This is a genomic window from Micromonospora sp. NPDC048040 (assembly GCF_055587185.1).
Genome location: NZ_JBVJGT010000007.1, coordinates 185,125 through 207,316, shown reverse-complemented (window position 1 = coordinate 207,316; position 22,192 = coordinate 185,125). Strand labels below are relative to the sequence as shown.

Annotated in this window: 19 protein-coding genes; 5 read left to right on the top strand and 14 right to left on the bottom strand. The window is 70.3% G+C overall.

Annotated features, from left to right (window positions below):
• Together ACZ6O2_RS11300 and rph are read left to right on the top strand one after the other, a co-directional pair.
• A partial coding sequence (locus tag ACZ6O2_RS11300; RefSeq protein ID WP_466022756.1) for a transposase occupies positions 1 to 210 on the top strand: 210 nt, incomplete at its 5' end.
• Positions 211 to 883: 673 nt separating this feature from the next.
• Positions 884 to 3,484 (top strand): rifamycin-inactivating phosphotransferase, encoded by a 2,601-nt coding sequence (gene rph, locus ACZ6O2_RS11295; protein WP_466022755.1) that lies wholly within the window; start codon positions 884 to 886, stop codon positions 3,482 to 3,484.
• 255 nt (positions 3,485 to 3,739) lie between these two features.
• Here the strand turns inward: rph and ACZ6O2_RS11290 are convergent, their stop codons facing one another.
• The 13 genes from ACZ6O2_RS11290 to ACZ6O2_RS11230 form a co-directional block, all read right to left on the bottom strand.
• Complete coding sequence (locus ACZ6O2_RS11290) at positions 3,740 to 4,780, bottom strand: ADP-ribosylglycohydrolase family protein (protein ID WP_466022754.1); 1,041 nt, start codon at positions 4,778 to 4,780, stop codon at positions 3,740 to 3,742.
• A gap of 32 nt (positions 4,781 to 4,812) precedes the next feature.
• Entirely contained in the window at positions 4,813 to 5,619 is an 807-nt protein-coding gene (locus tag ACZ6O2_RS11285) for an energy-coupling factor transporter transmembrane component T family protein (RefSeq protein WP_466022753.1), read from the bottom strand.
• Positions 5,619 to 7,385, bottom strand: coding sequence for an ABC transporter ATP-binding protein (locus ACZ6O2_RS11280; RefSeq protein WP_466022752.1), 1,767 nt, complete (start codon positions 7,383 to 7,385; stop codon positions 5,619 to 5,621). Before ACZ6O2_RS11280 ends, ACZ6O2_RS11285 begins: the two co-directional genes overlap by 1 nt.
• Positions 7,382 to 8,158, bottom strand: coding sequence for a hypothetical protein (locus ACZ6O2_RS11275; protein WP_350708766.1), 777 nt, complete (start codon positions 8,156 to 8,158; stop codon positions 7,382 to 7,384). Before ACZ6O2_RS11275 ends, ACZ6O2_RS11280 begins: the two co-directional genes overlap by 4 nt.
• Positions 8,155 to 8,775: an ECF transporter S component gene (locus ACZ6O2_RS11270; RefSeq protein ID WP_466022751.1), complete on the bottom strand. Its 621-nt coding sequence runs from the start codon at positions 8,773 to 8,775 to the stop codon at positions 8,155 to 8,157. Before ACZ6O2_RS11270 ends, ACZ6O2_RS11275 begins: the two co-directional genes overlap by 4 nt.
• Before the next feature lie 14 nt (positions 8,776 to 8,789).
• Positions 8,790 to 9,602 carry a GntR family transcriptional regulator gene (locus ACZ6O2_RS11265; RefSeq protein ID WP_466022750.1) on the bottom strand — a complete coding sequence of 271 codons (813 nt, stop codon included), beginning with the start codon at positions 9,600 to 9,602 and terminating at the stop codon, positions 8,790 to 8,792.
• 455 nt (positions 9,603 to 10,057) lie between these two features.
• The gene (locus tag ACZ6O2_RS11260; protein WP_466022749.1) at positions 10,058 to 10,798 is read right to left on the bottom strand and encodes an AroM family protein; all 741 of its coding nucleotides are present in this window, start codon (positions 10,796 to 10,798) and stop codon (positions 10,058 to 10,060) included.
• Positions 10,795 to 12,576, bottom strand: coding sequence for an ABC transporter ATP-binding protein (locus tag ACZ6O2_RS11255; protein WP_466022748.1), 1,782 nt, complete (start codon positions 12,574 to 12,576; stop codon positions 10,795 to 10,797). The genes ACZ6O2_RS11260 and ACZ6O2_RS11255 overlap by 4 nt, the downstream gene beginning before the upstream one ends.
• 50 nt (positions 12,577 to 12,626) lie before the next feature.
• On the bottom strand, positions 12,627 to 13,583 hold the full coding sequence (locus tag ACZ6O2_RS11250) for a DUF1177 domain-containing protein (protein ID WP_466022747.1): 957 nt from the start codon (positions 13,581 to 13,583) through the stop codon (positions 12,627 to 12,629).
• Entirely contained in the window at positions 13,580 to 14,905 is a 1,326-nt protein-coding gene (locus tag ACZ6O2_RS11245) for a M20 family metallopeptidase (RefSeq protein WP_466022746.1), read from the bottom strand. Before ACZ6O2_RS11245 ends, ACZ6O2_RS11250 begins: the two co-directional genes overlap by 4 nt.
• 117 nt (positions 14,906 to 15,022) lie before the next feature.
• A complete protein-coding gene (locus tag ACZ6O2_RS11240; RefSeq protein ID WP_466022745.1) occupies positions 15,023 to 16,600 on the bottom strand; it encodes an ABC transporter substrate-binding protein in 1,578 nt (525 codons plus the stop codon).
• A 73-nt stretch (positions 16,601 to 16,673) separates the two neighbouring features.
• Positions 16,674 to 17,582: an ABC transporter permease gene (locus ACZ6O2_RS11235; protein ID WP_466022744.1), complete on the bottom strand. Its 909-nt coding sequence runs from the start codon at positions 17,580 to 17,582 to the stop codon at positions 16,674 to 16,676.
• Positions 17,575 to 18,582 carry an ABC transporter permease gene (locus ACZ6O2_RS11230; protein ID WP_466022743.1) on the bottom strand — a complete coding sequence of 336 codons (1,008 nt, stop codon included), beginning with the start codon at positions 18,580 to 18,582 and terminating at the stop codon, positions 17,575 to 17,577. Before ACZ6O2_RS11230 ends, ACZ6O2_RS11235 begins: the two co-directional genes overlap by 8 nt.
• A 166-nt stretch (positions 18,583 to 18,748) precedes the next feature.
• Here ACZ6O2_RS11230 and ACZ6O2_RS11225 point away from each other — a divergent pair, with 166 nt between their 5' ends.
• Together ACZ6O2_RS11225 and pepE are read left to right on the top strand one after the other, a co-directional pair.
• Positions 18,749 to 19,573: an IclR family transcriptional regulator gene (locus tag ACZ6O2_RS11225; protein ID WP_350708784.1), complete on the top strand. Its 825-nt coding sequence runs from the start codon at positions 18,749 to 18,751 to the stop codon at positions 19,571 to 19,573.
• 44 nt (positions 19,574 to 19,617) lie between these two features.
• Entirely contained in the window at positions 19,618 to 20,358 is a 741-nt protein-coding gene (gene pepE, locus ACZ6O2_RS11220) for a dipeptidase PepE (protein WP_466022742.1), read from the top strand.
• Positions 20,359 to 20,648: 290 nt separating this feature from the next.
• Here the strand turns inward: pepE and ACZ6O2_RS11215 are convergent, their stop codons facing one another.
• Positions 20,649 to 21,503: a hypothetical protein gene (locus ACZ6O2_RS11215; protein ID WP_466022741.1), complete on the bottom strand. Its 855-nt coding sequence runs from the start codon at positions 21,501 to 21,503 to the stop codon at positions 20,649 to 20,651.
• 463 nt (positions 21,504 to 21,966) lie between these two features.
• On the opposite strand from ACZ6O2_RS11215, the gene ACZ6O2_RS11210 reads away from it, so the two are divergent.
• On the top strand, positions 21,967 to 22,158 hold the full coding sequence (locus tag ACZ6O2_RS11210; protein WP_350708790.1) for a thiopeptide-type bacteriocin: 192 nt from the start codon (positions 21,967 to 21,969) through the stop codon (positions 22,156 to 22,158).
• Positions 22,159 to 22,192: the final 34 nt, after the last annotated feature.

Below are 22,192 nucleotides of genomic sequence, written 5' to 3'. Positions count from 1 at the left end.
ATCCGCGCCGGAGTCGAGGCCACAATCTCCCAGACGGTCCGGCGCACCGGCATCCGGCACACCCGCTACACCTCCATGGACAAGACCCACCTCGGTCACCTCTTCGCCACTGCCGCCGTCAACATCGCCCGCGTTGACGCCTGGCTCACCAGCACACCGCTCGGCCGAACCAGAACCAGCCACCTCGCCCGACTCGAACCCACCACCTGAAACGTCCCAGACATCCACTTCGAGGATTTCCCAACGGAGTCCTTCAGGGCCGGGAGGATGTCAATGCTCTCTCCTTCATGCGATCGGGGGCGGGTGAGGTAGTCGTCGTCGGGCGGTGGGTCCGAGTTCGTCGAGGATGAGCCAGTGGACGGCTTCGGTCAGGCCGGGCCAGGCCGGGCTCGGGTGTGGGAGCAGCGTCGCGAGGGACGCGGCTCGCGTTCGGGTTTGCCGAAGAAAGGGAGAACATTTCGTTCGCGCCATGCCACCGCTTCAAAGGAGGGCTTCAGACCGCAGCGAACAACAAAGTGAACGTTCCCACTTTAACGTATATCGCACTGGGGGGCTTGCCGCAAGACCCGGGGCTTACCGCAGAATCGTCGGCCGGACGCAAGGAACGGGCGAAGAAATGAGGGCACGACGTGCGTACGTTGACGACCCATGGGAGGCGCGGTGACGTCGAACCGCTGGTCGCGTTCCTGGTGCGGTTGCGGCCGATCGGCGCGGGGATGGGGGTGTGCGCACCGCCCGAATGGGCGGAGCGGCCAGCAAACCGTCACCGGGGAAGGCAGGCAGAGTCGAGCGCAACCGCAGAAGGTTGGACCGAACTCGAGACGCGGCTGATCCGCCCGTTCGGTGGAGTGCGGCGGAGGACGGCTGCCTCGGAGGTATCGCGATGACCGAGCAGTACGTGTTGAATCTCCAAGAGGTCAACGAGACGCAGGTCGCGATCGTCGGCGGCAAGGGCGCGCACCTGGGGGCGTTGTCGCGGATCGACGGCATCAGGGTGCCGGCTGGCTTTTGCGTGACAACGGACGCCTTCCGGCGGATCATGGCCGAAGCGCCGTCGATCGACGGCCGGCTCGATCAGCTGTCGCGGCTGAAGCCGGACGACCGGGAGTCGATCCGCACCCTCAGTGCGGAGATCCGCCGGACCATCGAAGCGATCGTCCTCCCCGACGATGTGGCGGCAGCGATCGCCCGGGCGCTCACCCAGGTGGGTGAGCGAGCTGCCTACGCCGTCCGGTCCAGCGCGACGGCAGAGGACTTGCCGACGGCCTCCTTCGCAGGGCAGCAGGACACGTACCTGAACGTCATGGGGCTGACGGCGATCCTCCAGCACGTCAGCCGCTGCTGGGCCTCGCTGTTCACCGAGCGGGCCGTGACCTACCGTCAGCGCAACGGCATCGACCACCGCGCGGTCCACATGGCCGTTGTCGTGCAGAAGATGGTTTTCCCGCAGGTGGCCGGCGTCCTGTTCACGGCCGACCCCGTCACGTCCAACCGGAGGGTCGCCGCTGTGGAGGCCAGCTTCGGCCTCGGCGAGGCTCTGGTCTCCGGGTTGGTGAACGCGGACGGCTACAAGGTGCGCGACGGTGTGATCATCGACAGGGCGATCGCCCCCAAGCGACTAGCCATCCACGCCCTGCCGGCTGGCGGGACGAAGGAACAGGCGGTCGAACCGGAGCGGCAGGAGCAGCCGGCGCTGGCGGATGCACAGGTCGTGCGGCTGGTGCAGCTGGGCCGGCGGATCGAAGCCCACTTCGGCCACCCGCAGGACATCGAATGGTGCCTGGTCGACGATGACTTCCAGTTCGTCCAGAGCCGGCCCATCACCACGCTGTTCCCCGTCCCCGAGACCGGCGACGGAGCCGACCACGTCTACGTCTCCGTCGGTCACCAGCAGATGATGACGGACCCCATGAAGCCCCTGGGGCTCTCCGTGTGGCAGTTGACGGCCCTCGCGCCGATGCACGACGCCGGTGGTCGACTGTTCGTCGACGTCACCCGGGCCCTGGCATCGCCGTCGAGCCGCGCCGGCCTGCTGGAGGCCGTGGGAAGATCCGATCCGCTGACCAGGGACGCGCTGGAGACCATCATCGACCGCGGCGACTTCGTCCCGTCACTGCCCGATCCGGGTCCACCAGGGCCGCCCGCCGGCGGCGGCGCCCCCAGACCGGTTGAGACCGATCCGGCCATCGTCACCGACCTGATCGAACGCAGCCAGGCGTCCATCGCCACCTTGCAGCGCGACATCGCGACGAAATCCGGGCCGGCGCTGTTCGACTTCCTCTTGGCCTCCTTCCAGGAGCACAAGCAGCTTCTCGGCGATCCGCGGAGCATGCAGGTGATCATGGCGGGGATGGAAGCCTCGTGGTGGCTCAACGAGCAGTTGCAGGCGTGGCTGAGCGAAAAGAACGCGGCCGACACGCTCACGTTGTCCGCGCCCCACAACGTCACGTCGGAGATGGGGCTGGCGCTCCTGGACGTCGCCGACGTCATCCGCCCGCATCCGGAGGTCGTGACCTTCCTGCAGGAGGTCGAGGACGAAGGCTTCCTGGACGAGCTGGCCGCACTCCCGGGCGGCCGGGATGCGCGGGACGCCATCAGCACCTACCTCGACAGGTACGGCATGCGCTGCGTCGGCGAGATCGACATCACGAGGCCACGCTGGAGCGAACGCCCCACCACGCTGGTGCCCCTCATCCTCGACAACATCAGGAACTTCGAGCCGGGCGCTCGCAAGCGGCGCTTCGAGCAAGGACGCCAGGAAGCGGAGAAGAAGGAACACGACATCCTCGAGCGCTTGCGGGCCCTGCCGGACGGGGAACGGAAAGCCGAAGAAACCAAGCGAATGATCGACCGGGTCCGCACCTTCATCGGGTACCGGGAGTATCCGAAGTACGCCATTGTCAGCCGCTACTTCGTCTACAAGCAGGCCCTGCTCGCAGAGGCCGAGCGCCTCGTGCAGGCCAACGTGCTTCGCGAGAAGGAAGACAGCTTCTACCTGACGTTCCAGGAGCTTCACGACGTCGTGCGCAAGAACCAGGCGGATGATCAGCTCATCCGGCGGCGCAAGGACGCGTTCAGGTCGTATCAAGCGCTCACACCGCCCCGGGTGCTCACGTCGGATGGGGAAGGTATCGCCGGGGCGTACCGACGGGACGACGTGCCGCACGACGCGCTGGTCGGCCTCCCGGTTTCCGGTGGAATCGTCGAGGGGCGGGCTCGGGTCATCCTGGACATGTCCGAGGCCGATCTCGCACCAGGCGACATCCTGGTCACCGCCTACACCGACCCGAGCTGGTCACCCCTGTTCGTCGCGGTTGAGGGGTTGGTGACCGAGGCGGGCGGCCTCATGACCCACGGGGCGGTGGTCGCCCGGGAGTACGGCCTGCCCGCCGTCGTCGGTGTGGACCATGCGACCAAGCTGATCCGGGACGGGCAGCGGATTCGCGTGCACGGAACCGACGGGTACGTCGAGATCCTGCCGTGAATCCCATCGACCGAGAAGGTTGTCCGAGCTTTCCGGCCGAGAGCAACGCCATGCGGGGTCTACCGAACTCCAGCGCCGCCCAGTAGGCGCATCGGGCGGCGGCCGCCAGTGGACGGGGACGTCACGGACGGTGCCGCGCGAACGGCACCCCCACGTGACCTCCAACGTCCATGGCGGCCGGTGACCTTGCCGAAGCACGAGTACGGCGGGTCGCCCGTCCCGTGCGGGTCGCCGAGGACCGCACCCGACGGCAGGTCAGTGACGATGGTCGAGCAGCGCGTCGGCGAGCTTTACGGGGTCGATCCCGTTGACCGCCCGGAGCTGGTCGAACAGGTCCCGGGGGATGGCGGAGAACCCGCTGACCGCGCCGGCCATCCCGGTCGCGATCGCACCGATGGTGTCGGTGTCCCCGCCGAGGTTCGCCGCCAGCACGGCGCAGCGCACCGGGTCCGCGTCCGAGCGGACCAGCAGACCGACCGCGGCGGGCACCGTCTCGGCGGTCGCCACGCCGCCACCGACCAGGTCGTAGAGGTCCGCCAGGAAGTCGACGTCGTCCCCCGGCTGCCGCGCCAGGTCGGCGGCCCACCGGGCGCGGCGGACCACCGAGGGGCTGACCACCTGCTCGCCCCGGGTCGCGCCGAGCCGGCCCGCCTCGTACCCGACCTCCAGCGCCTCGGCCAGCCGGGTGGGCCGGTCGGCCGAGTCAGGCGCCTCGACAGCGGCGCTGATGGTGCCCGCGACGAGGCTGGCGCCACTGATCGCCACGCTGGTGTGGTGGGACATCAGCGAGGCGGCCACCACTCCGCCGACCAGCGCGTCGAGTCGCTCGCTGCGGTGCAGCAGGCCGACCGGGGCGATCCGCATCGCGGCGCCGTTGGTCTCCCCGCCCTTGCCGGTCTCCGCCGGGTCGGCCCCCTCCCGGAGCCGCCGGATCGCCTGGGCCGAACTGGGGCCGAGGAAGTTGCCCTCGCTCGCCCCCACCCGGTCGGCCCACTCGACGAGGTGCCGGGCGACCACGGCGGTGTCCACGGTGCCGCCTGCGGCGAGGATCGCCTCGGCAAGCATGTACGTCTGCTGCGTGTCGTCGGTGACCTGGCCGGCGACGAAGCCGTCCACCACGAAGTGGCCGTCCGGGCCGGGAAGGAAACGGTCGATCCAGCCGAAGGTCGACACGACCCGCTGGCGTGGCCACAGCTCGCCGGGCATGCCCATGGCGTCGCCGAGCGCGACCCCGGCTAGGCAGCCCCGTGCCCGGTCCGCCGTGGTCACGGTGTCCAGCGTCGCTCGGTCGGTCATGTCGGGTACTCCATTCATCGGTTCTACAGTGGTCACAACGATCCCCACCCCGTCAGCCGGGCCCAGACGACCACGCCGACCACCACGGCGGTCACCGCGGCTATGGCGGGATCACGCCAGGTCGGGCGCAGGATGGTCAGCGCGGTGGGTTGCCGGGTGATGCCGTAGCCGCGGTTGAGCATCGCGGCGGCCAACTCCTCGGACATCCGGATGCCGGTGGAGAAGAGCGGCACCATGATCGTGGTGTAGGCGCGAATCGCACCGATCATCCCGCCGTCGATCTTCGCGCCCCGGGCCCGCTGGGCGTCCAGCACCTGGTTGGCCCGGTGCTGCATGGTCGGGACGAACCGCAGGGCGGTCATCACGATGAAGACCACCGGAAACGGCAGCCGCGCCATGCGCATCAGGGCGACGAAGTGCTCCACCGGCGTACTGACGATCAGCGCGGCGGTCAGGCACACCATGGTGAGGATCCGCAGGCCCAGATTGGCGCCGTGGGCCAGGCCGCCGACGGTCAGCGGCAGGCCGTCACCGAACCAGAGGTGCACCAGCACCCGGGCGGAGGAGGACGAGTCGAAGTCACCGGGGCCCCGACTCAGCGCCGCGAAGAGCAGAATCAGGACGACGACCGGGGCCAGGGGCGCCAGCAGCTTGCCCACCTGCCGCCCCGGCACGCCAAGCGCGGGCAGGAGCAGCAGCGAGCCGACGGCCAGCAGCGCGTTGGGCAGCGGGTGGGCGAACTGGAAGGTCAACACCACCGCGACCACGAAGACGAGGAGCTTGGTGCGGACGTCCATCCGGTGGAGGAAGCTCGTGCCGGGCCGGTACTCGAGGAACATCAGGCTTCCTCCCACAGTTCGACGAACGCTTCCACGGTGGTGACCGGGGGCAGCCCGAGCCGCCGGGCCAGGCGGGTCACCTGGGGTGCGACGAGCTGGGTCCCGGCGAGCAGCTCCTCGTCGGCGAAGAGGTCGGCCACCGGGAGGTCGGCGCGGAGCCGCCCGGCATCGAACACCAGCGCCCGATGTGCGTACTCGGCGACCAGGGGCATGTCGTGAGTGACCATCAGAATGGTCCGGCCGGCCCGGTTCAACTCGCGGACCAGGTCCATGATCGCCCGCGCGCCGCGCCAGTCCTGGCCGGTGGTCGGCTCGTCGACTATGAGGATCCGGGGTTCCAGGGCCAGGACGCTGGCCACCGCCAGCCGCTGCCGCTGCCCCTTGCCGAGCCGGAACGGGTGGTGGTCGAGGTGGGCGCGCATGCCCACCAGGTCGAGCACCTCGCGTACCTTCTCCTCGATCCGGTCGTCCGCCCAGCCCACGTTGCGCAGCCCGAACGCGACCTCGTCGCGGACGGTCGGGGCGAAGATCTGGTGGTCCGGATTCTGGAAGACGTACCCGACGTCGGTGGCCAGGTCGCTGACCGAGCGGTCGCCGGTGGGGCGGCCGTACACCCGCAACTGCCCGGCAGTGGGACGGAGCAGGCCGTTGAGGTGCCGGGCGAAGGTTGTCTTCCCGGCGCCGTTACGGCCGAGCAGGGCGACGAACTCGCCCTCCCGGACCCGGACGTCCACGTCGGAGAGGGCCTGGACCCCGGAGGGGTAGCGGTGGCCGAGGCCGGTCGCCTCGATCACGACGGCCGCGTCCGCCGCGCCCGACGGCTGCGGGGCTCGGGCGCTGGTGCGTGCCCGGGCGGTGGCCGGCAGCCGGTCCTGGAGCACGGCGACCGCCTCGTCCAGGGTCACCGCCGTCCGGTCGGCGGGCAGCCGGCCGGCCCGCTGGAGCGCGTGGCAGACGGTGGTCACCTGCGGTGGTCGCAGTCCCACCGCCTCGGCCCGCTCCGCGGCGGCGAAGAAGTCCGCCGGTGGGCCGTCGTGTACGAGGGCACCGTCGTGCAGGACGATCAGCCGGTCGGCCCACTGCGCCACGAGTTCCGGCTCGTGCTCGACCAGGACCACCGTCCGGTCCCGGTCGGCGGCGGCCTGCTCCACCACCGCGAACACCTGGGCCGTACCGGCCGGGTCCAGTTCGCTGGTCGGCTCGTCGAGCACGAGGATCTCCGGAGCCATGGCCAGGATGCCGGCGATGGCCAGCCGCTGCTGCTGTCCACCGGACATCTGCCCGGTGTCCCGGTCGGCCAGCTCGCCGAGGCCGACCGCATCGAGGGCCCGGCGGGCCCGGTCGAGCACCTCGGTGCGGGGCAGCCCGAGGTTCGCCGGGCCGACCGCCGCGTCGTCCAGCGCGAGCCGGCCGGTGATCTGCGACTCCGGGTCCTGCATGACCAGGCCGACGTGCCGGACCAGGTCGACCACGTCGTGTTCGACGGTGTCCAGGCCGACCGCGGTCAGGTACCCGTGCATCTCACCGTCGTGGTGGTGCGGGATGAGCCCGTTGAACATCATCAACAAGGTGGTCTTCCCGGCCCCGGTGGCGCCCATGACGGCGACCCGCTCGCCGCGCCGGATCTGGAAGGAGACGTCGGTGAGCTGACGCTCGGTGGCCGACCGGTACCGGAAGCCGACGCCGTCGGCGCGCAGTACGGCGTCCGGGTCGTCGGTGCCCCGCGACTCGCCGCCGGCGGCTCGGGTCAGTCCTCGGGTGGTCATGGTGCCTCCTCGGTCAGCTCGGCGACCACGCTCACCGGCAGCGGATCGGGGAAGGCGGCACGGACCGTGGTCAGGTCGGTCGGGCGGCAGCTCACCAGGACGCAGGCCGACGGGCCGGCGGAGCGGTCGACCGGTACGGGATGGTCGGTCCGCCAGTCGACGGTGAGCCCGGCGCTGGCCGCGAGCTGCGGCACCTCCCAGGCCAGGCCCTTGGAGCCCACCGGGAGCGCGTCGTGGACGACGCCGCTGTCGAGCAGGGCCCGCAGGTCGGCGAGGCCGACCAGGTCGGGGTGGCCGGGGACGACCCGGTCCCGGGGCGCCGAGCGGGGCAGACCCAGGCAGACCACCACGTCCCCCGAGCGGGAGGCTCCGGGGCGCAGCGCCCCGTGAGCCGCCTCGCCGAGGACGGTTACCCCGATGCCGGTGGCGACGGTGGGGACGTTGTCCTCGGTCGTACCGGTGACCCGGTCGGCGTCGAGGCCGACCTCGGCGGCGAGCGCGACGACCGCGGCGATCATCTCCCGGCCCTGCGGGTCGGCCTCCACGCAGAGCGTGTTGACCACGAGGGTCGGGGTGGCTCCGGCGCAGAGCACCTCCAGCAACGGCACGCGGGTGGCGAAGTGCGCGGTGGTCGACGCCGGTACGGCCACCGTGTCGTGCGGCTTCGGGCCGATGCCGCCCACGGAGTCGCAGGCGACGACCAGGCAGCTGTCGGTGAGGTCGAGTACGGTGAGGTCGCGGATTCGCCGGACGCCGCGTACCGCGCCGGTCATCTGGTCTCCTCCTCTGCGAGGCCGGCGGAGCGCAGGGCCCGGGTCGCGGCGGCAGCGACCAGGATGTTGATCGCCGACCCGACGGTGAGCGGCAGCACGAGCGCGGCGAAGAGTCCGACGCCGCCGATCGGGATCATGATGGCGGCGCCGCCGACCCCGTTGAGCACGATGCCGACGACGATCGCGAGCCAGATGTTCACCCGGCGGGCCAGCAGGCCGAAGATCGCCACGAAGACGGCCATCTCGGCCGCGACCAGCAGGTGGACGGGGAGGCCGAGCGGGAAACCGGTGGTCAGGGCGGAGAGCAGGTGCCCGAGCGCCCCGACGATGGACCCTTCGAGCGGGCTGAACGCGGCGGCGGCGAGGAAGGCGGGCGCGGAGTCGAGCGCCACCGTGCCGGTCGGGCTGGGCAGCTTGATGAACGCGCCGACGGCGCTGAGCGCGACGAGGATGGCGATGCGGGCGATCCGGCGGGGGGTGAAGAAGCGCGCGGCACCGCGACGGCGTTCGACCCGCCGAGCCTCGGCGTTGCTCGTGCCGGTTTCCTTCTGCGCTCGGAAACCGTCACGAGGCTCGTCCGGACCGTGCTTGATGTTTCGCTCGCTGCGCTCGCTCATGGGGGAACCTCCGGTCAGCTTTCGGTGGTGGGGGGTGTGAGGGGAGAACGGGCCGCCTCGAGGTCGAGGTCGGTGCGGATGGTGAACCGATCGGCGCGCAGGACGCTCTTGACGTACTCGACCGCGCGATCGGCGGCGTCGTAGGTGACCCGTTCGACCAGGAAGGCGGGGGCGCCGACCCGCTGGTCGAGGCAGGTCGCCTCGAAGTCGTCGAGGACGGTGGCGGTGAGCTGCTCGTGCCCGCGTACCGGCTGGATGCCGAAGGCACGCAGCGAGTCGTAGAGCGACCGGTCGTTCAGGTCGACGCCGAGCAGGGGGGCGCACCGGTCGGCGGAGAGCCACACCGTCTCCAGCGACACCGGGCTGCCGTCGAGGGAACGGACCCGGCGCAGTTCGATCGCCGTGTCCGGGCCGTCGGCGACCCGGAGAACCTCGCAGAGCCGGGCGGAGGGACGGACGGTGCCCATGGCGAGGACCTTCGAGCGGACTCGGTGCCCGCGCCGGGCCAGCTCGGCGGAGAACCCGTGCAGGAACCGCATGTCGTGCTCGACCCGGGGTTCGGCCACGTACGTGCCGTCGCCCTGCCGCCGGTTGACGAGCCCGTCGCGTTCGAGGCGGGTCAGCGCCTCGCGGACCGTGGCCCGGCTCACGCCCAACTGCTCGGCCATGGCCCGTTCTGTGGGCAGCCGGCTGCCCGGGGGGAGGTCGGAGCCGCCGAGCCGCTGCCGCAACGCCTCGTAGACCTGGTAGTACGCGGGTACCGGCCGGGTCTCGTCGACGACGACATCGCTGATGTCGGCGGGCTCGTACATGATCACCTCGAACATTGGGCGGTTATTGGTCCTGGACGGTAGACCAATGACCGCCCAATGACAATGGCCTGGTCGAGCTGCATCCTGTGGAGTGACCCCGCGATGGACTCCCGGACTCAGCCGAGTGGCCGAGGCGCGGCCCGGCCGGGGCGTGCTCCTGGTCGACCGCGCCCTGCGGGTGCGGTTCCGAGGCCGACTGCCGGACCTTCCGGCCCGCACTGCGCCGGCGCGCGCGAAACCGAATCCAGGTGGCGCCAGGCGCGACTGATCCACGGCAACGTCACGAAGCAGATCAGCACCCGGGCAGGCAGTTGGTCGTTCGCAGTCGCTCGGTGAGCGCCAATCGCAGACCGAATGCCGGCGGCGTGGGCCGGAACCGACTGTGGATCAACCTCGATCGTTCACGGATCTGACGGGTCTGCCCGACCTCACCGCATTCGGAGGAGGGCTCCCCGGCCGCCCCTGTCGGGTCACCAACCCGGCGAACGCTCCTGGTCAGCGTGCGACGACAGCTGACCCACCGCGCCCGTCACCGCGAGGTGGCGGGCGGTCTCGGCTCGGATGCCCTCGGCGGCGAGCACGTCCCGCTGCTCCCCCGTGTAGCCGATGCAGTCGAGAAAGACCACGTCGGCTCCGCCCGCGGTGACCCTTCGTCCGGCGGCCGCCACCTCGTCGAGGCCAGCCGTGTAGGGGTCCACCGCTGCCGCGACGACCGGGCGGCCCAGGCGCCCCTCCCACCGCTGCCGGATGTCCGGCAACTGCTCCGGCACGGGGCACAGGACACCCAACCGCCCCTCACCGACGAGCCGCACCATGAGGTCGTGGGCGAGGTCCTCCGCGTGGAGCACCGGCACCGACGCCGGACCGTGCTCGACGCGGCCGGTGCACAGCACGAGGACGGCCCCGCAGTGATCGGCTACGCAACGCCGGAGAGCGCCGTCGAGCACCGCGGCGATGCTCGTCGCGCCGAGGCGGACGCGCGAACCGTCCCGCAGGCGAGAAACAAGGGTACGTTCTCCGCCGCGTGGTTCGAGCCGGGCGATGCCTTCCGCGTCGAGAAGGTCCAACGCGCCGTGTTCGACCCAGTCGACGCCGGAGAGGGCAGCCTCGACATCGGGGATCAGGTCGACGCGGGGGGCCTGGCCGATCGTGACGAGACCGAGCGTCGGCCTCGCGCTGCGCGCCCCGCCCCCAGCCGGTTCGTGCGTCACGCCACCTCCTTCTCGGGCAGGTCGGCAGCCGCGATGCCACGCTCGACGATGCGGCGCCGCACGGCCCGGTCGACCCGCGCGGTGGGGTCGGCGATCGGGATCGCAGCGAGGAGCGCCTTGGTGTAGGGGTGCTGGGGCGCCGTGAAGATCTGCTCGACACTGCCCTGCTCGACGACGCGGCCCTGGCTCATGACGACGATCTCGTCGGCCATCATCTCGACGACGGACAGATCGTGCGAGATGAAGACGTACGTGAGCCCGAGGTCTCGCTGCAACCGCTTCATGAGGTCGAGCACCTGGGCCTGAACCGACACGTCGAGTGCCGACACGGGCTCGTCGCAGACGACGAGGCTCGGGTTGAGGATGAGGGCCCGTGCGATGCCGATCCGCTGGCGCTGACCCCCGGAGAACTCGTGCGGGAAGCGGTCGATGTCCTCCTCCCGCAGGCCGACCGTCTCGAGGACGTCGACGATGCGGGCGCGGATCGCCGCGTCGTCAAGGTCCGTGTGCAACCGCAGCGGCTCGGCGAGGGCCCGGTGGATCGTCCACCGCGGGTCGAGCGAGGCGTACGTGTCCTGGAAGACGATCTGCATCTCGGAGCGGAGGCGACGCAACTCGTCGTCACTCGCCGCGAGGAGGTCGGCCCCGTTGAAGGTCACCGCCCCCGACGTCGGCTCGTGCAGGCGCAGCAGGGCCCGACCGGTCGTCGACTTGCCCGAACCGGACTCGCCCACGATGGCGAGCGTGCGGCCACGGCGGACCCGGAAGGACACGCCGTCGACGGCTTTGACGGCATCGGCCGTACGTCCCAGACGGCGGCGTCGCCCGGTGAAGATCTTCGTCAGGTCGGTGACCTCGAGCAGCACCGGAGCGTCGTCGTCGGATGCCGTGGAGGCGTCCGTGCCTGCCTCGCCACGAACCGGCCCCGAGCCGTCGGGCGCCGCGCTTTCCTCGGCGAGCGCCTCGACCGCCTCGATGACCTGCTCGTTGGCGGAGGGGATGAAGCTGAGCAGCCGCTTCGTGTAGTCGGCCTGCGGCGCGGCGAAAAGCTGCTCCGTCGGCGCCGTCTCCTGTAGTTCACCGCCGTACATCACGGCGACCCGCTGGCAGGTCTGGGCGACGACGCCGAGGTCGTGCGTGATGAGCAGGACCGCCGTCCCGTGCTGCTCCTGCAGGTCCATGATGAGGTCGAGGATCTGCAACTGGGTCGTGACGTCGAGCGCGGTCGTCGGCTCGTCGGCGATGAGCAGCTTCGGCTCACACGCCATGGCCATGGCGATCATGACTCGCTGGCGCATTCCACCGGACAACTCGTGCGGGTACCCGGCGAGGACGCGGGCGGTGTTGCGGATCCCCACCATGTCGAGCAGTTGGCCCGCTCGGTCCGCCGCCTGCCGTCGGCCGAGGCGCATGTGCTGGCGCAACGGTTCGGTGAGCTGGTCACGGATCGTGAAGACCGGGTTGAGCGCGGTCATCGGCTCCTGGAAGATCGTCGCGATGTCCTTGCCGCGGATCCTGCGCATCTGCCGGTCCGACAGCGCGGCGAGGTCGCGCCCGTCGAAGCGGATGTGCCCGCCGGTGACGTGCGCCTGCCGCGCCGGCAGCAGTCCCGTGATCGACATGGCGGTGACGCTCTTGCCCGACCCCGACTCGCCGACCAGCCCGACCATCTCGCCGCGCGCGATGGTCAGGTCGAGGCCCCGGACCGGGTGGATCGGGCCGCGCGACGTGTCGATCCGGATCGACAGGTTCTCGATCGACAGCAGGGTCTCAGCCATGTCCGTGCTCCTTGTTCCGTATGCCGCTGGGCTCGGTCCCGCGCGCCCGCTCAGGCGTGCGCGGGGGTCTTCCCGCTCGTCTGCAGGTGGGTGGCCGGGCCGTAGAGGCTCTCGAGGAGCGCCGCCTGGGCCTCGTCGTGGAAGGACACCGCACCCGCGGTGAAGCCCTTGGCGACCTCGACGGCGAAGCGCGCGGCCAGTGCGATGTCGACCTCGTGGCTCGCGCCGGTCGCGCAGCCGGCGACGGGCGTCACCGTGGTGATGGCGACACCGACGACGGGCGCGGCCGTCGCGACGGCCGGCTGGAGGATCGAGTTGAGGTGGTGCAGGCCGTTGCCGTACGGCGTGATGTCCTGCGTCGACAGCGGAAAGACGACGGCTGGCTCCCCCGACACGGTCTCCAGGACGCTGACGAGGTCGGCGCTCGCGGGGAGGATGTAGCCGGCGCGGACCGTCGGGGAGATCGCGATGCCGCGGTGGTTGATGAGGCGGTTGCCCTTCGTGGTGTCGATGGACAGGACGGCGTCCATCTCCGAGGTGACCTCGTGCTCGTTCATCGCGGTGATGTCGACGGGCGAGTCCATGAAGGGCACGGGGTCGTGTGGGCGGGTCGGCGCGTCGGGGCAGATGTGCGTCGAGATGACCACGTCGCCGGGCAGGATGTCGCCGCGGGCGTGCATCGCGAGGAGCTTGGCGGCCGCGGCGACGGCGGCGGTGGCCCCGTCACCGTCGGACACGTAGCCGATGAGTTCCGGGCGGGCGCCGAGGCCGCCGAGGCGCCCGACGACACCGAGCGTCGGGGCGTCGCCGCCGACGGTCCTGCCGCGGCTGCCCGGGACGGTGACGCGGAGGAAGTCGGTCGAGCCGCGCTCGCCCGCCACCGTCTCGACGGTGATCGAGCAGGCGTCGTCGCCGAGGGTGCGCAGGTGCTCGGCGACGAGCTTGCCCGACGCGTCGGGACGGTCGAGGAGGTCGAGGGCCGTGAGGACGTGGGACAGCACGATCATTCGCTTTCGACAGCGGTCTCGGCGACGCCGAGGTACCGGAGGGTGGTCAGGGCGTAGGTCTTCGCGGCGAGGACGACGTCGGCGACGGGTGCCCTCTCGTCGAAGCCGTGGATGGTGGCCAGCTCTGCCGGCCCGTACTGGAGCACCGGGATGCCGTGGCTACGGAAGGTGCGGGCGTCGGAGGACGCCCACTGGAGCACACCCGCCGCGGTGGGGTCCCCGGTCAGTTCGCGTAGGGCCGCGACGAGTTCGGCGACGACGGGGTCGCTCGGCAGCGTCCAGTTCGGCTCGCTGCGGAAGCCGATCGGCTCGATCGTCGCCTCGATGCCCGCCTCGGCGAGCAGCTCGTCGACCCGGGCGAGGACCTCGGCCCGCGACAACCCGATCGGCACGCGGGTGTCGACGTCGACGACGCACCGGTCCGCGACGACGTTGGAGGAGGTGCCGCCGTGGATCGTGCCGATGTTGACGGTGACGCGCTCGAAGACGGCACCGATGCCGGGGCCGTAGCCCTCGCGCTCCTCGGCGAACGTCTTGGACCTCTCGATGAGGTCCTGCACGTCCTCGGGCGCCGACGGCTTCATGTCCCAGAGCTGCTGCAGCGCGATGACGGCCCTGGCCGCGAGGAGATTCGCGCTGACGCCGTGCAACGGCTGGAGGCTGCCGTGCCCCGGCTTGCCGTCGATCGCCATACGGAACCAGTTGCTGCCCTTCTGGCCGATCGTCGGGTGCGTGCGTTCGGCGGGCTCGGCGATGATCGCGCCGGTCGCGCCGTCGAGGACGCCCTGGTCGAGGAGCCAGTCCGCCCCGCGCGAGCCGCCCTGCTCCTCGTCGGGGACCGCCGCGAGCGACAGCTTCCCGGCGAGCGGGACGCCGAGGCGGTGGAGGACGACGAGCGTGTGGATGACGCCGGCGAGACCGGCCTTCATGTCGCTCGCCCCGCGACCGCGGAGGTAACCGTCGACGATGTCACCCGCGAAGGGGGGAAACGTCCAGCGGTTGAGGTCACCGACGGGGACGACGTCGGTGTGGCCGGCGAGCACCAGGTGGCGCGCCGTCGTGGGATCGCCGTCCACCGCGGCGTTGCTAGCGGCACGGTGGACGACGATGCTGAGGCGACCATCGCCCGCGTCGTGGACCTCGGGGTCGAGGCCGTGGGCGCGCAGGTGGTCGGCGATGAAGGTGCCGACGTCCGTGCAGTCCCCCGGAGGGTTCTCGCTCGGGATCCGGATGAGGTCTCCGGCGAGCGTCAGCAGTTCGTCTTGAGTGCGCTCGATCTCGTCGAGGACCCGGGTCTCCCAGGCGGGGGATGTCGTGGTCAAGTCGGGCTCCAGGTGTCGTGTTCGCCTGCGGGGAGTCGAATTCGCGGTGGTGCGGAGGAGGCGGCCGCCGGGCGCGTCGGGATGGCGGCGGGCCCGGCGGCACGTCTCTCCTCGGCGTCAGCCCTTGTTGCTCAGCTGGAAGAAGCGGATGATCCCGTCGGGGTACGACGTGTACCCCTGCACGCCCGCCCGCTGCGCGACGACGATGTTGTACTCGTACAGGTACGCCCACGGCGCCTGGGTGTTGATGATCTCCTGCGCCTTGCCGTACAGATCGTTCCGGACGTTCTGGTCCGTCTCGGTCGAGGCCTGCTTCCAGAGGTTGTCGACCTCGGGGCTGTTGAAGTTGACGTAGTTGCTCGTGCCGTCGCTCGTCAGCAGGAGGCCGAGGTGGTAGCCCGGGTCGTTGACGAAGGAGGTCCAGCGGCTGATGTAGGCCTGCACCTTCTTCGTGGCGAGCGCCTCGAGGAACTGCGGGCGCGCCATCTTGTTGATGTTCATCGTCACGCCGATCTTCGCCAGCTCGGCCTGGATGAGCACGGCGTCGTCCGACCAGTCCTCGAAGCCGCTGCCGAGGGTGAAGTCGAAGCTGAAGCCGTTGGGGTAGCCGGCCTCCGCGAGGAGCGCCTTCGCCTTGTCGAGGTCGTACGAGTAGACAAAGCCGGCGTCGGTGAAGCCCGGGGTCGAGCTGGCCACGGACGAGCGCATGGGCGACGCCTGGCCCTTCATGACGTCGCTGATGAGCTTGTCGTACGGGATCGCGTACGAGACGGCCTGACGGACCTTCGGGTTGTCGAACGGCTTGACGGCGTTGTTCATCCCGAAGAAGAGGATCTTGTTGCTGGCCCGGGAGTCGATGGCGACGCCGGACTGCTTCGACAGCGTGTCGACGTCCTTCGCCGGCACCTCGAGCGCGATGTCGACCTCGCCCTTGGTGAGGAGCTGCACGCGGTTGCTCGCCTCGCCGATGAACTTCGTGTTGATCTTGCGCAGGGCCGGCTTCTCGCCCCAGTAGGTGTCGTTACGCTCGAGCACGGCCTCGGTCGCCGGGTCCCACTTCGTCAGCCGGTAGGGGCCGGAGCCCGCGGTGTGCGTGTCGAGCCACTTGCTGCCGCCCTCGGCGTTGACCTTGTCGATGTTGATGATCGAGAACGAGTACATCGGCAGGATCTGGAGGAAGAGGTGGTTCGGCGCCTTGAGGTCGATCTTCACCGTCTGCGAGTCGACCGCGGTCACGGTGTCGATGCCGGCCATGCCGTACAGGAAGCTCGCCGAACTCGACTTCTTGACGAAGTCGAACGTCTTGACGACGTCGTCGGAGTCGAGCGCCGAGCCGTCCTCGAACGTCACGCCCGGCCGCATGGTGAAGGTGTAGCTCTTCGAGTCGGTGCTCACCTTCCACGACTCGGCCAGCATCGGCACGATCGTGTCCGTCTTGGCGGTCGGCTTGCCGTCGACCGTCGTGCGGTCGTACGTGACCAGTTGGTCGTAGGCGGCCACGACGAACGTGTCGGAGGTGACGTCGTTGGCCTCGGCGGGGTTGAGGGTCTTGCCGCCTTCGGAGTAGGCGGCGACGAGGGTGTCCTTGGCGGTCCCATCGGCCCGCGAGGAGTCGCCCTGGTTGGCGTTGGCTCCACAGCCGGCTGCGACGAAGATGACGGCGACCGCGGCGGCCAGGGTGGCGCTGCGCTTCACGCTGTTCTCCTTCAGGTCAGGGTGGGGGTTGGGGTGGGCGGATGGCTGGCGTCCGTGGCAGGTCCGCGCCGGGTCATCGGCTCGTCCGCAGGCGTGGGTCGAGGACGTCGCGAAGGCCGTCGCCGATCAGGTTGAAGCCGAGAATCGAGGTGGCGATGGCGATACCGGGGAAGACGGTCATCCACCACTCGCCGCTGATGATGTAGCCACGGCCGTCCGAGATCATGACGCCCCATTCCGGCGTCGGCGGCTGCGCGCCGAGGCCGATGAAGCTGAGCGAGGCGGCCGTGAGGATCGCGTAACCCATGCCGAGGGTCGCTCGGACGAGGATCGGGGCGACGGTGTTCGGGACGATGTGCCGGATGAGGATCGTCCGGTCACGCAGACCCAGGGCGCGCCCCGCCTCGACGAAGTCACGCTCACGGAGCGAGCGGGTCTGGCTGTAGACGATGCGGGCGAACTCGGGGATGCCGACGACGCCCACGGCGACCATCGCGCTCGCCAGGCCCGGGCCGAGGGCGGCGGCGATCGCCATGGCCAGCACGAGCGACGGGAAGGCGAGGAGCACATCCATCACCCGCATGAGCACCGCGCTCACCGCGCCGCCGACGAAGCCGGAGATGGCACCGATCGGCACACCGACGAGAAGCGAGATCCCGACGGCGATGAGCCCGGTCCAGAGCGAGATGCGCCCGCCGGCGAGAACCCGGGCGAGGATGTCGCGGCCGAAGTTGTCCGTGCCGAAGAGGTGTGCGCCGGAGGGGGGTTCGAGAAGCCCCCCGGCTCCGGTCTCGGTGGGCGAGTACGGCAGCAGGTCGGCCACGAGAGCGCCGATGGTCCAGATCGCGATGAAGACGAGACCGACCATCGCCAGGCGGTTGCGGACCAGGAGGCGCCAAGCGGTCGTGGGCCTCGACCCCGCCCGGTCGGACGACGCGACCCTGCGGCCCTTCGCGGTGGCGGACACGGTGGTGTCAGGCATTCTCGATCCTCGGGTCCAGGCGGCCGTTGAACAGATCGACGCAGAGGTTGACCGTCAGGTAGATGACCGCGGCGAGCAGGGTGAAGGCCTGGACCGGCGCATAGTCGGTCGCGAGCACGGACTGGACGACGTAGGCCCCGATGCCGGGCCAGCTGAAGACCGTCTCGGTGATGACCGCGCCACCGAGGAGTTGGCCGAACTGGAGGCCGACGACGGTCACGATGACGGGGGCGGCGTTCTTCAGCGCGTGCTTGAGGATGACCTTGACCGGCGGCAGGCCCTTGGAGCGAGCGGTGCGGACGTAGTCCTGGTTGATCACCTCGAGCATCTCGGACCGGGTCATCCGGGCGATGATCGCCGTGCTCCCGGTCGCGAGGCACATGGCCGGCCAGATGATGTGGGCCAGCGACGACTTGAGCGCGACAAGGTCACCGGTCAGGAGTGAGTCGAGGACGTAGAGCCCCGTGATCGACGTCGGCGGGTTCACGTCCTGGGCGATGCGGCCCAGCGGGGCCGGCTCCCACCCGAGCTTGTTGTAGAAGACGAAGATCACGATGAGGGCGAGCCAGAAGAGCGGCATCGACGCCCCGACCAGCGAAAAGATGCGGCTGGCGTGGTCGACGGGCCGGTCGCGGCGCGTCGCGCTGATGACACCGATCGGGACCCCCACGAGCAGCGAGATGAGGATCGCCACGATGGCGAGCTCGACCGTCGCCGGCAGCCGGGAGGCGAAGTCCGTGAGGACGGGCTGCCCGGTGTGCCAGGCGAAGCCGAAGTCTCCGGCGAAGAGGCCGCGCACGTAGGAGACGAACTGGGCGACCAGTGGCTGGTCGAGGCCCATCTCGGCACGGATCTTCTCGACGGTCGCCGGGTCAGCCTGCTCCCCGGCGAGCGTCCGGGCCGGGTCACCGGGCAGGACGCGCGTGAGAAGGAAGATGCAGAGCACGACACCGAGGAGCGCCGGGATCATCGCGAGGACTCGTCGCACCACGTGGTTCACGGCCACCTCCAATCTGCGCTTTGTTGGGTCTGACCTGGTCTCGGCGCCACCCAGGATTCGTCCGCCCCGCACCCCTGCGCAATACCTTCTCTGTATATGAGAGGGCATCTCGAAGCGGATCGGAGTGCGGTAGGTTCACACACGTCCCACCCATCCCGGAGGACCCATGTCAGACAACGGCGCCCGCCCCCGCTCGCCGCTCCAGACCGTGGACCGCGCCCTGGAGGTCCTTCTGTCGTTCACCGAGCGGCGTCGCGACTGGGGCGTCATGGAGCTTGCCGAAGCCTTCGCCATCGACAAGTCGACCGCACAGCGGATCCTTGCCGCGCTCGCCGCGCGCGGCTTCCTCAACGCCGATCCGGTGACCCGGCGCTACAGCCTCGGGCCGACGATGTGGCGGATGGCCGCCGTCTGGGAGCGCACGGGAGGGCTGGCCGCCCTGGCCCAGCGGGTGGTCGAGCCGCTCGCCTTCCAGACCGATCGCACCGCCATCTTCGCCGTCCCGGACGGGCTTCACGTCCGTTGCGTCGCCGCCGTCAACGGCGGCGAACCGCTGCGCAGTCATCCGCTCGTCGGCGAGTTGTACCCGGCCAACGCGGGAGCCACCTCCCGCGGCTACTTCGCCTTCCTCGACAGCAACGAACGACGCGCCCTCATCTCCGGTCGCGTCTTCGCGACCTTCACGGAGCTGACGAAGGTCGGCGAGCACGAGGTCGAACGGCTCTTCGTCGAGACCGTTGCGCAGGGCTACGCCTACTCGGAGGGCGAATACGACTACGCCACCAGGGCGCTCGCCGTTCCCATCATGCTCAGAGGGCGGCCCGTCGGCTCGCTCAGCCTCGGCGAGAGCAAGTATCCGGCGCGTCCGGACGACATCCGGGACCACCTGCCCGCACTACAGGCCGCCGCGGAGCAACTGTCCGCGCTGCTCGACAACCGGGCGAACTCGGCCGCCGCTGCCCGGCAGACCACGACGGTCCGATCCCACTGAACGCCGCGCCGACGATCCGGACCGGCCGCATCGAGGAGACAACCATGACCCAGGGCCACCAGAACCTCCTGCTCCTGTCCAACTCGACGGCCCCGGGCCGGGCCTATCTGGAGCATGCGCGCGACGCGATCCTCCAGGCACTCGACGGCCGGCGCTCCATCGTGTTCGTCCCCTTCGCACTGGCAGACCACGACGGCTACACCGACACGGTCCGTCGGGCCATGGAGCCACTCGGCATCACCGTCCGGGGAGCGCACGAGGGCACGCCACGCGACCTCGTCGCCACCGCCGAGGCGGTCTTCGTCGGCGGCGGCAACACCTTCCGTCTCGTCAAGGCGATCCACAAGCTCGACCTGATCAGCGTCGTGCGCACCCGGGTGTCCGAGGGCATGCCCTACATCGGGTCGAGTGCCGGCACCAACGTCGCGACGCCGAGCCTGCGTACGACGAACGACATGCCGATCGTCCAACCGCCGTCCTTCGAGACCTTCGGCCTCGTGCCCTTCCAGATCAACCCCCACTACCTCGACCCGGACCCGGCCTCGACGCACCAGGGTGAGACCCGGGAGGAGCGGCTCACACAGTTCCTCGAGGAGAACGACGTCCCGGTACTCGCCATGCGCGAGGGCACCTGGCTGCGGGTGAGCAACAGTTCGATGCGGCTCGACGGCGTGGCCGCGGGAGGGCGGGTCTTCTGCCGCGCATCCGAGCCGGTCGAGGTTGCGAGCGGCGCCGACGTGAGCTGGCTCGCCGAGAGAGTGGCTTCCTTCGACGTCGGCCGCTGAGGTCGATCAGTCGGACCTCCTGGAGATCTACGGAACGCGGCGGCATCAGCCATACGCCCCGCGAGTACTCCACCCCCACCGCCTGCGGCAACGGCACCGACGTCCTCGCCAACGCCGTACTCCGGCTGGCGGACCAGCCATGACCGTCCTGGACCTGCTCGACGCCCTCCTGCGCATCGACCCGGTCGACCCCGGCCTCGACCCGGCCGGGGCCGGCGAGGCGGACCTCGCGGCTCGTCCCCGACCGGGGACGAGCCGCCGGTCTACGCACCCAGGTAGTCGATCGGATGTCACTTGACGATTGAGCGCAACCGGCCGTACAGCGTCTCCGACATCGAGATCGCCGTGGCCAGGTCCGGTTCGCAGATCTCCAGGTAGTGGCTTCCGCGGGCCACGTAGAGCTGGTACTGCCGCACAGTGAAGTCCCCGGCGGGCTGGTTGACCGCCACGGTTCCCGCGCCCTCGTCGCAGGTCCAGCCGACCGCCACGACGGCCGACGCCGCCTCGATCGAGCAACTGTCCGCGACGAGCTGGTCGAACTGCTGCTGCGTCAGGCCGGTGAACGTGATGGTCGACTGCAGCCCGTACGTCGCGGCGCCGTCCAGGGCCGGCACGGACACCTCGGCCAGGGTGATCCTGGCGCCGACCTTCAGCGACCGCCAGGTCATGCTGCCGGACGTGCAGGTGCCCGCGGCCTCGCGGAGCCGGGCGAGATCCAGCCCCTCGGGCAGTTCCTCGACGGTCGCGGTGAACCTGCCCGTGGTGCCCTTGTCCACGTCGCGCCGGCTGCCGACCTGGATCCAGCCGCCGGCGGCCCGACTCTGCTCGCCGATCGCCAGTTGCAGGGAGCCCAGGCAGGCCACCGGCGAGACGGTGACGTCGGGGTCGGGTTCGAACAACTTGCCCGCGTCGGCCAACGACATCTCCACGAGCTCGGTACCCGCGGGGTGGTCGGCCTTGGGCAGCAGGACCTCACGGAGGCGCTCGTCCGACGGCGCCGGCGCGGCCGGGCCGGCCGCCGCTGCCGCCAGCGTCGCCCGCTCCGATTCGGCGGTGCGGTGGTTCCCCACCACGACGATCAGCACAGCCGCCACCAGCAGCAGCGCTGCGCCGGCCGCCGCGAGGGCACGACGAGTTGTCAGCATGGCACGCCTCCGTTTGCTAGGTGTTCCTGTTGTCAATGAACAGCAGTACCGCACCCGAGCCATCGATCGCTATATATGAGTCAAGTGGATTTTTGCTGACCAGAGCCGCCCGCGACATCTCTGGCCAATCGGCACGTGTCGCAACGACCCGGGTCCGCGACCCCGGTTCCGGCGGCATTCCGGCGACGCGGACAGTCCCGCCGGCCGGGCTCGCCGCACCGCGGCTGGGCTGCAGGATTTCGGGAGGCGCTGGGTGCCGGCGTCCACCACAACGGGACCGCACACCGGAGCGCGGGACCATACGGCCACCGCGTCCACATTCGACATCCGTCGGACGGCCACCGGTCACTGGGCGGTCGGACGGGCAACGCGCGGTCGGAAACGACTAGCGTCACTCCCACTGTCCGTGTTGCTCCCCGAGCGCACCGCTTCGGGAGCAACGCCTTCGGAGAATGGAGTGACCATGCCGGACATGGCGGCCACGCTGGCCGACCTCGAAGACCTCAACCTGGCCGACCTGGAGGTGTCCGACCTGTTGGAGGTGCACGCCGTCCGCGACGCGGTGGCCCTGCCGGAGACCGGCGCCTCGGCGAGCACCTCCGTCGTCTGGGAGTGGCTGGGCTACTCCTCCTGCGCCGCCCAGCTTCCTCTGTAGTCGTACCGGATCGGTTGCCGACCGGCGGGGCCGG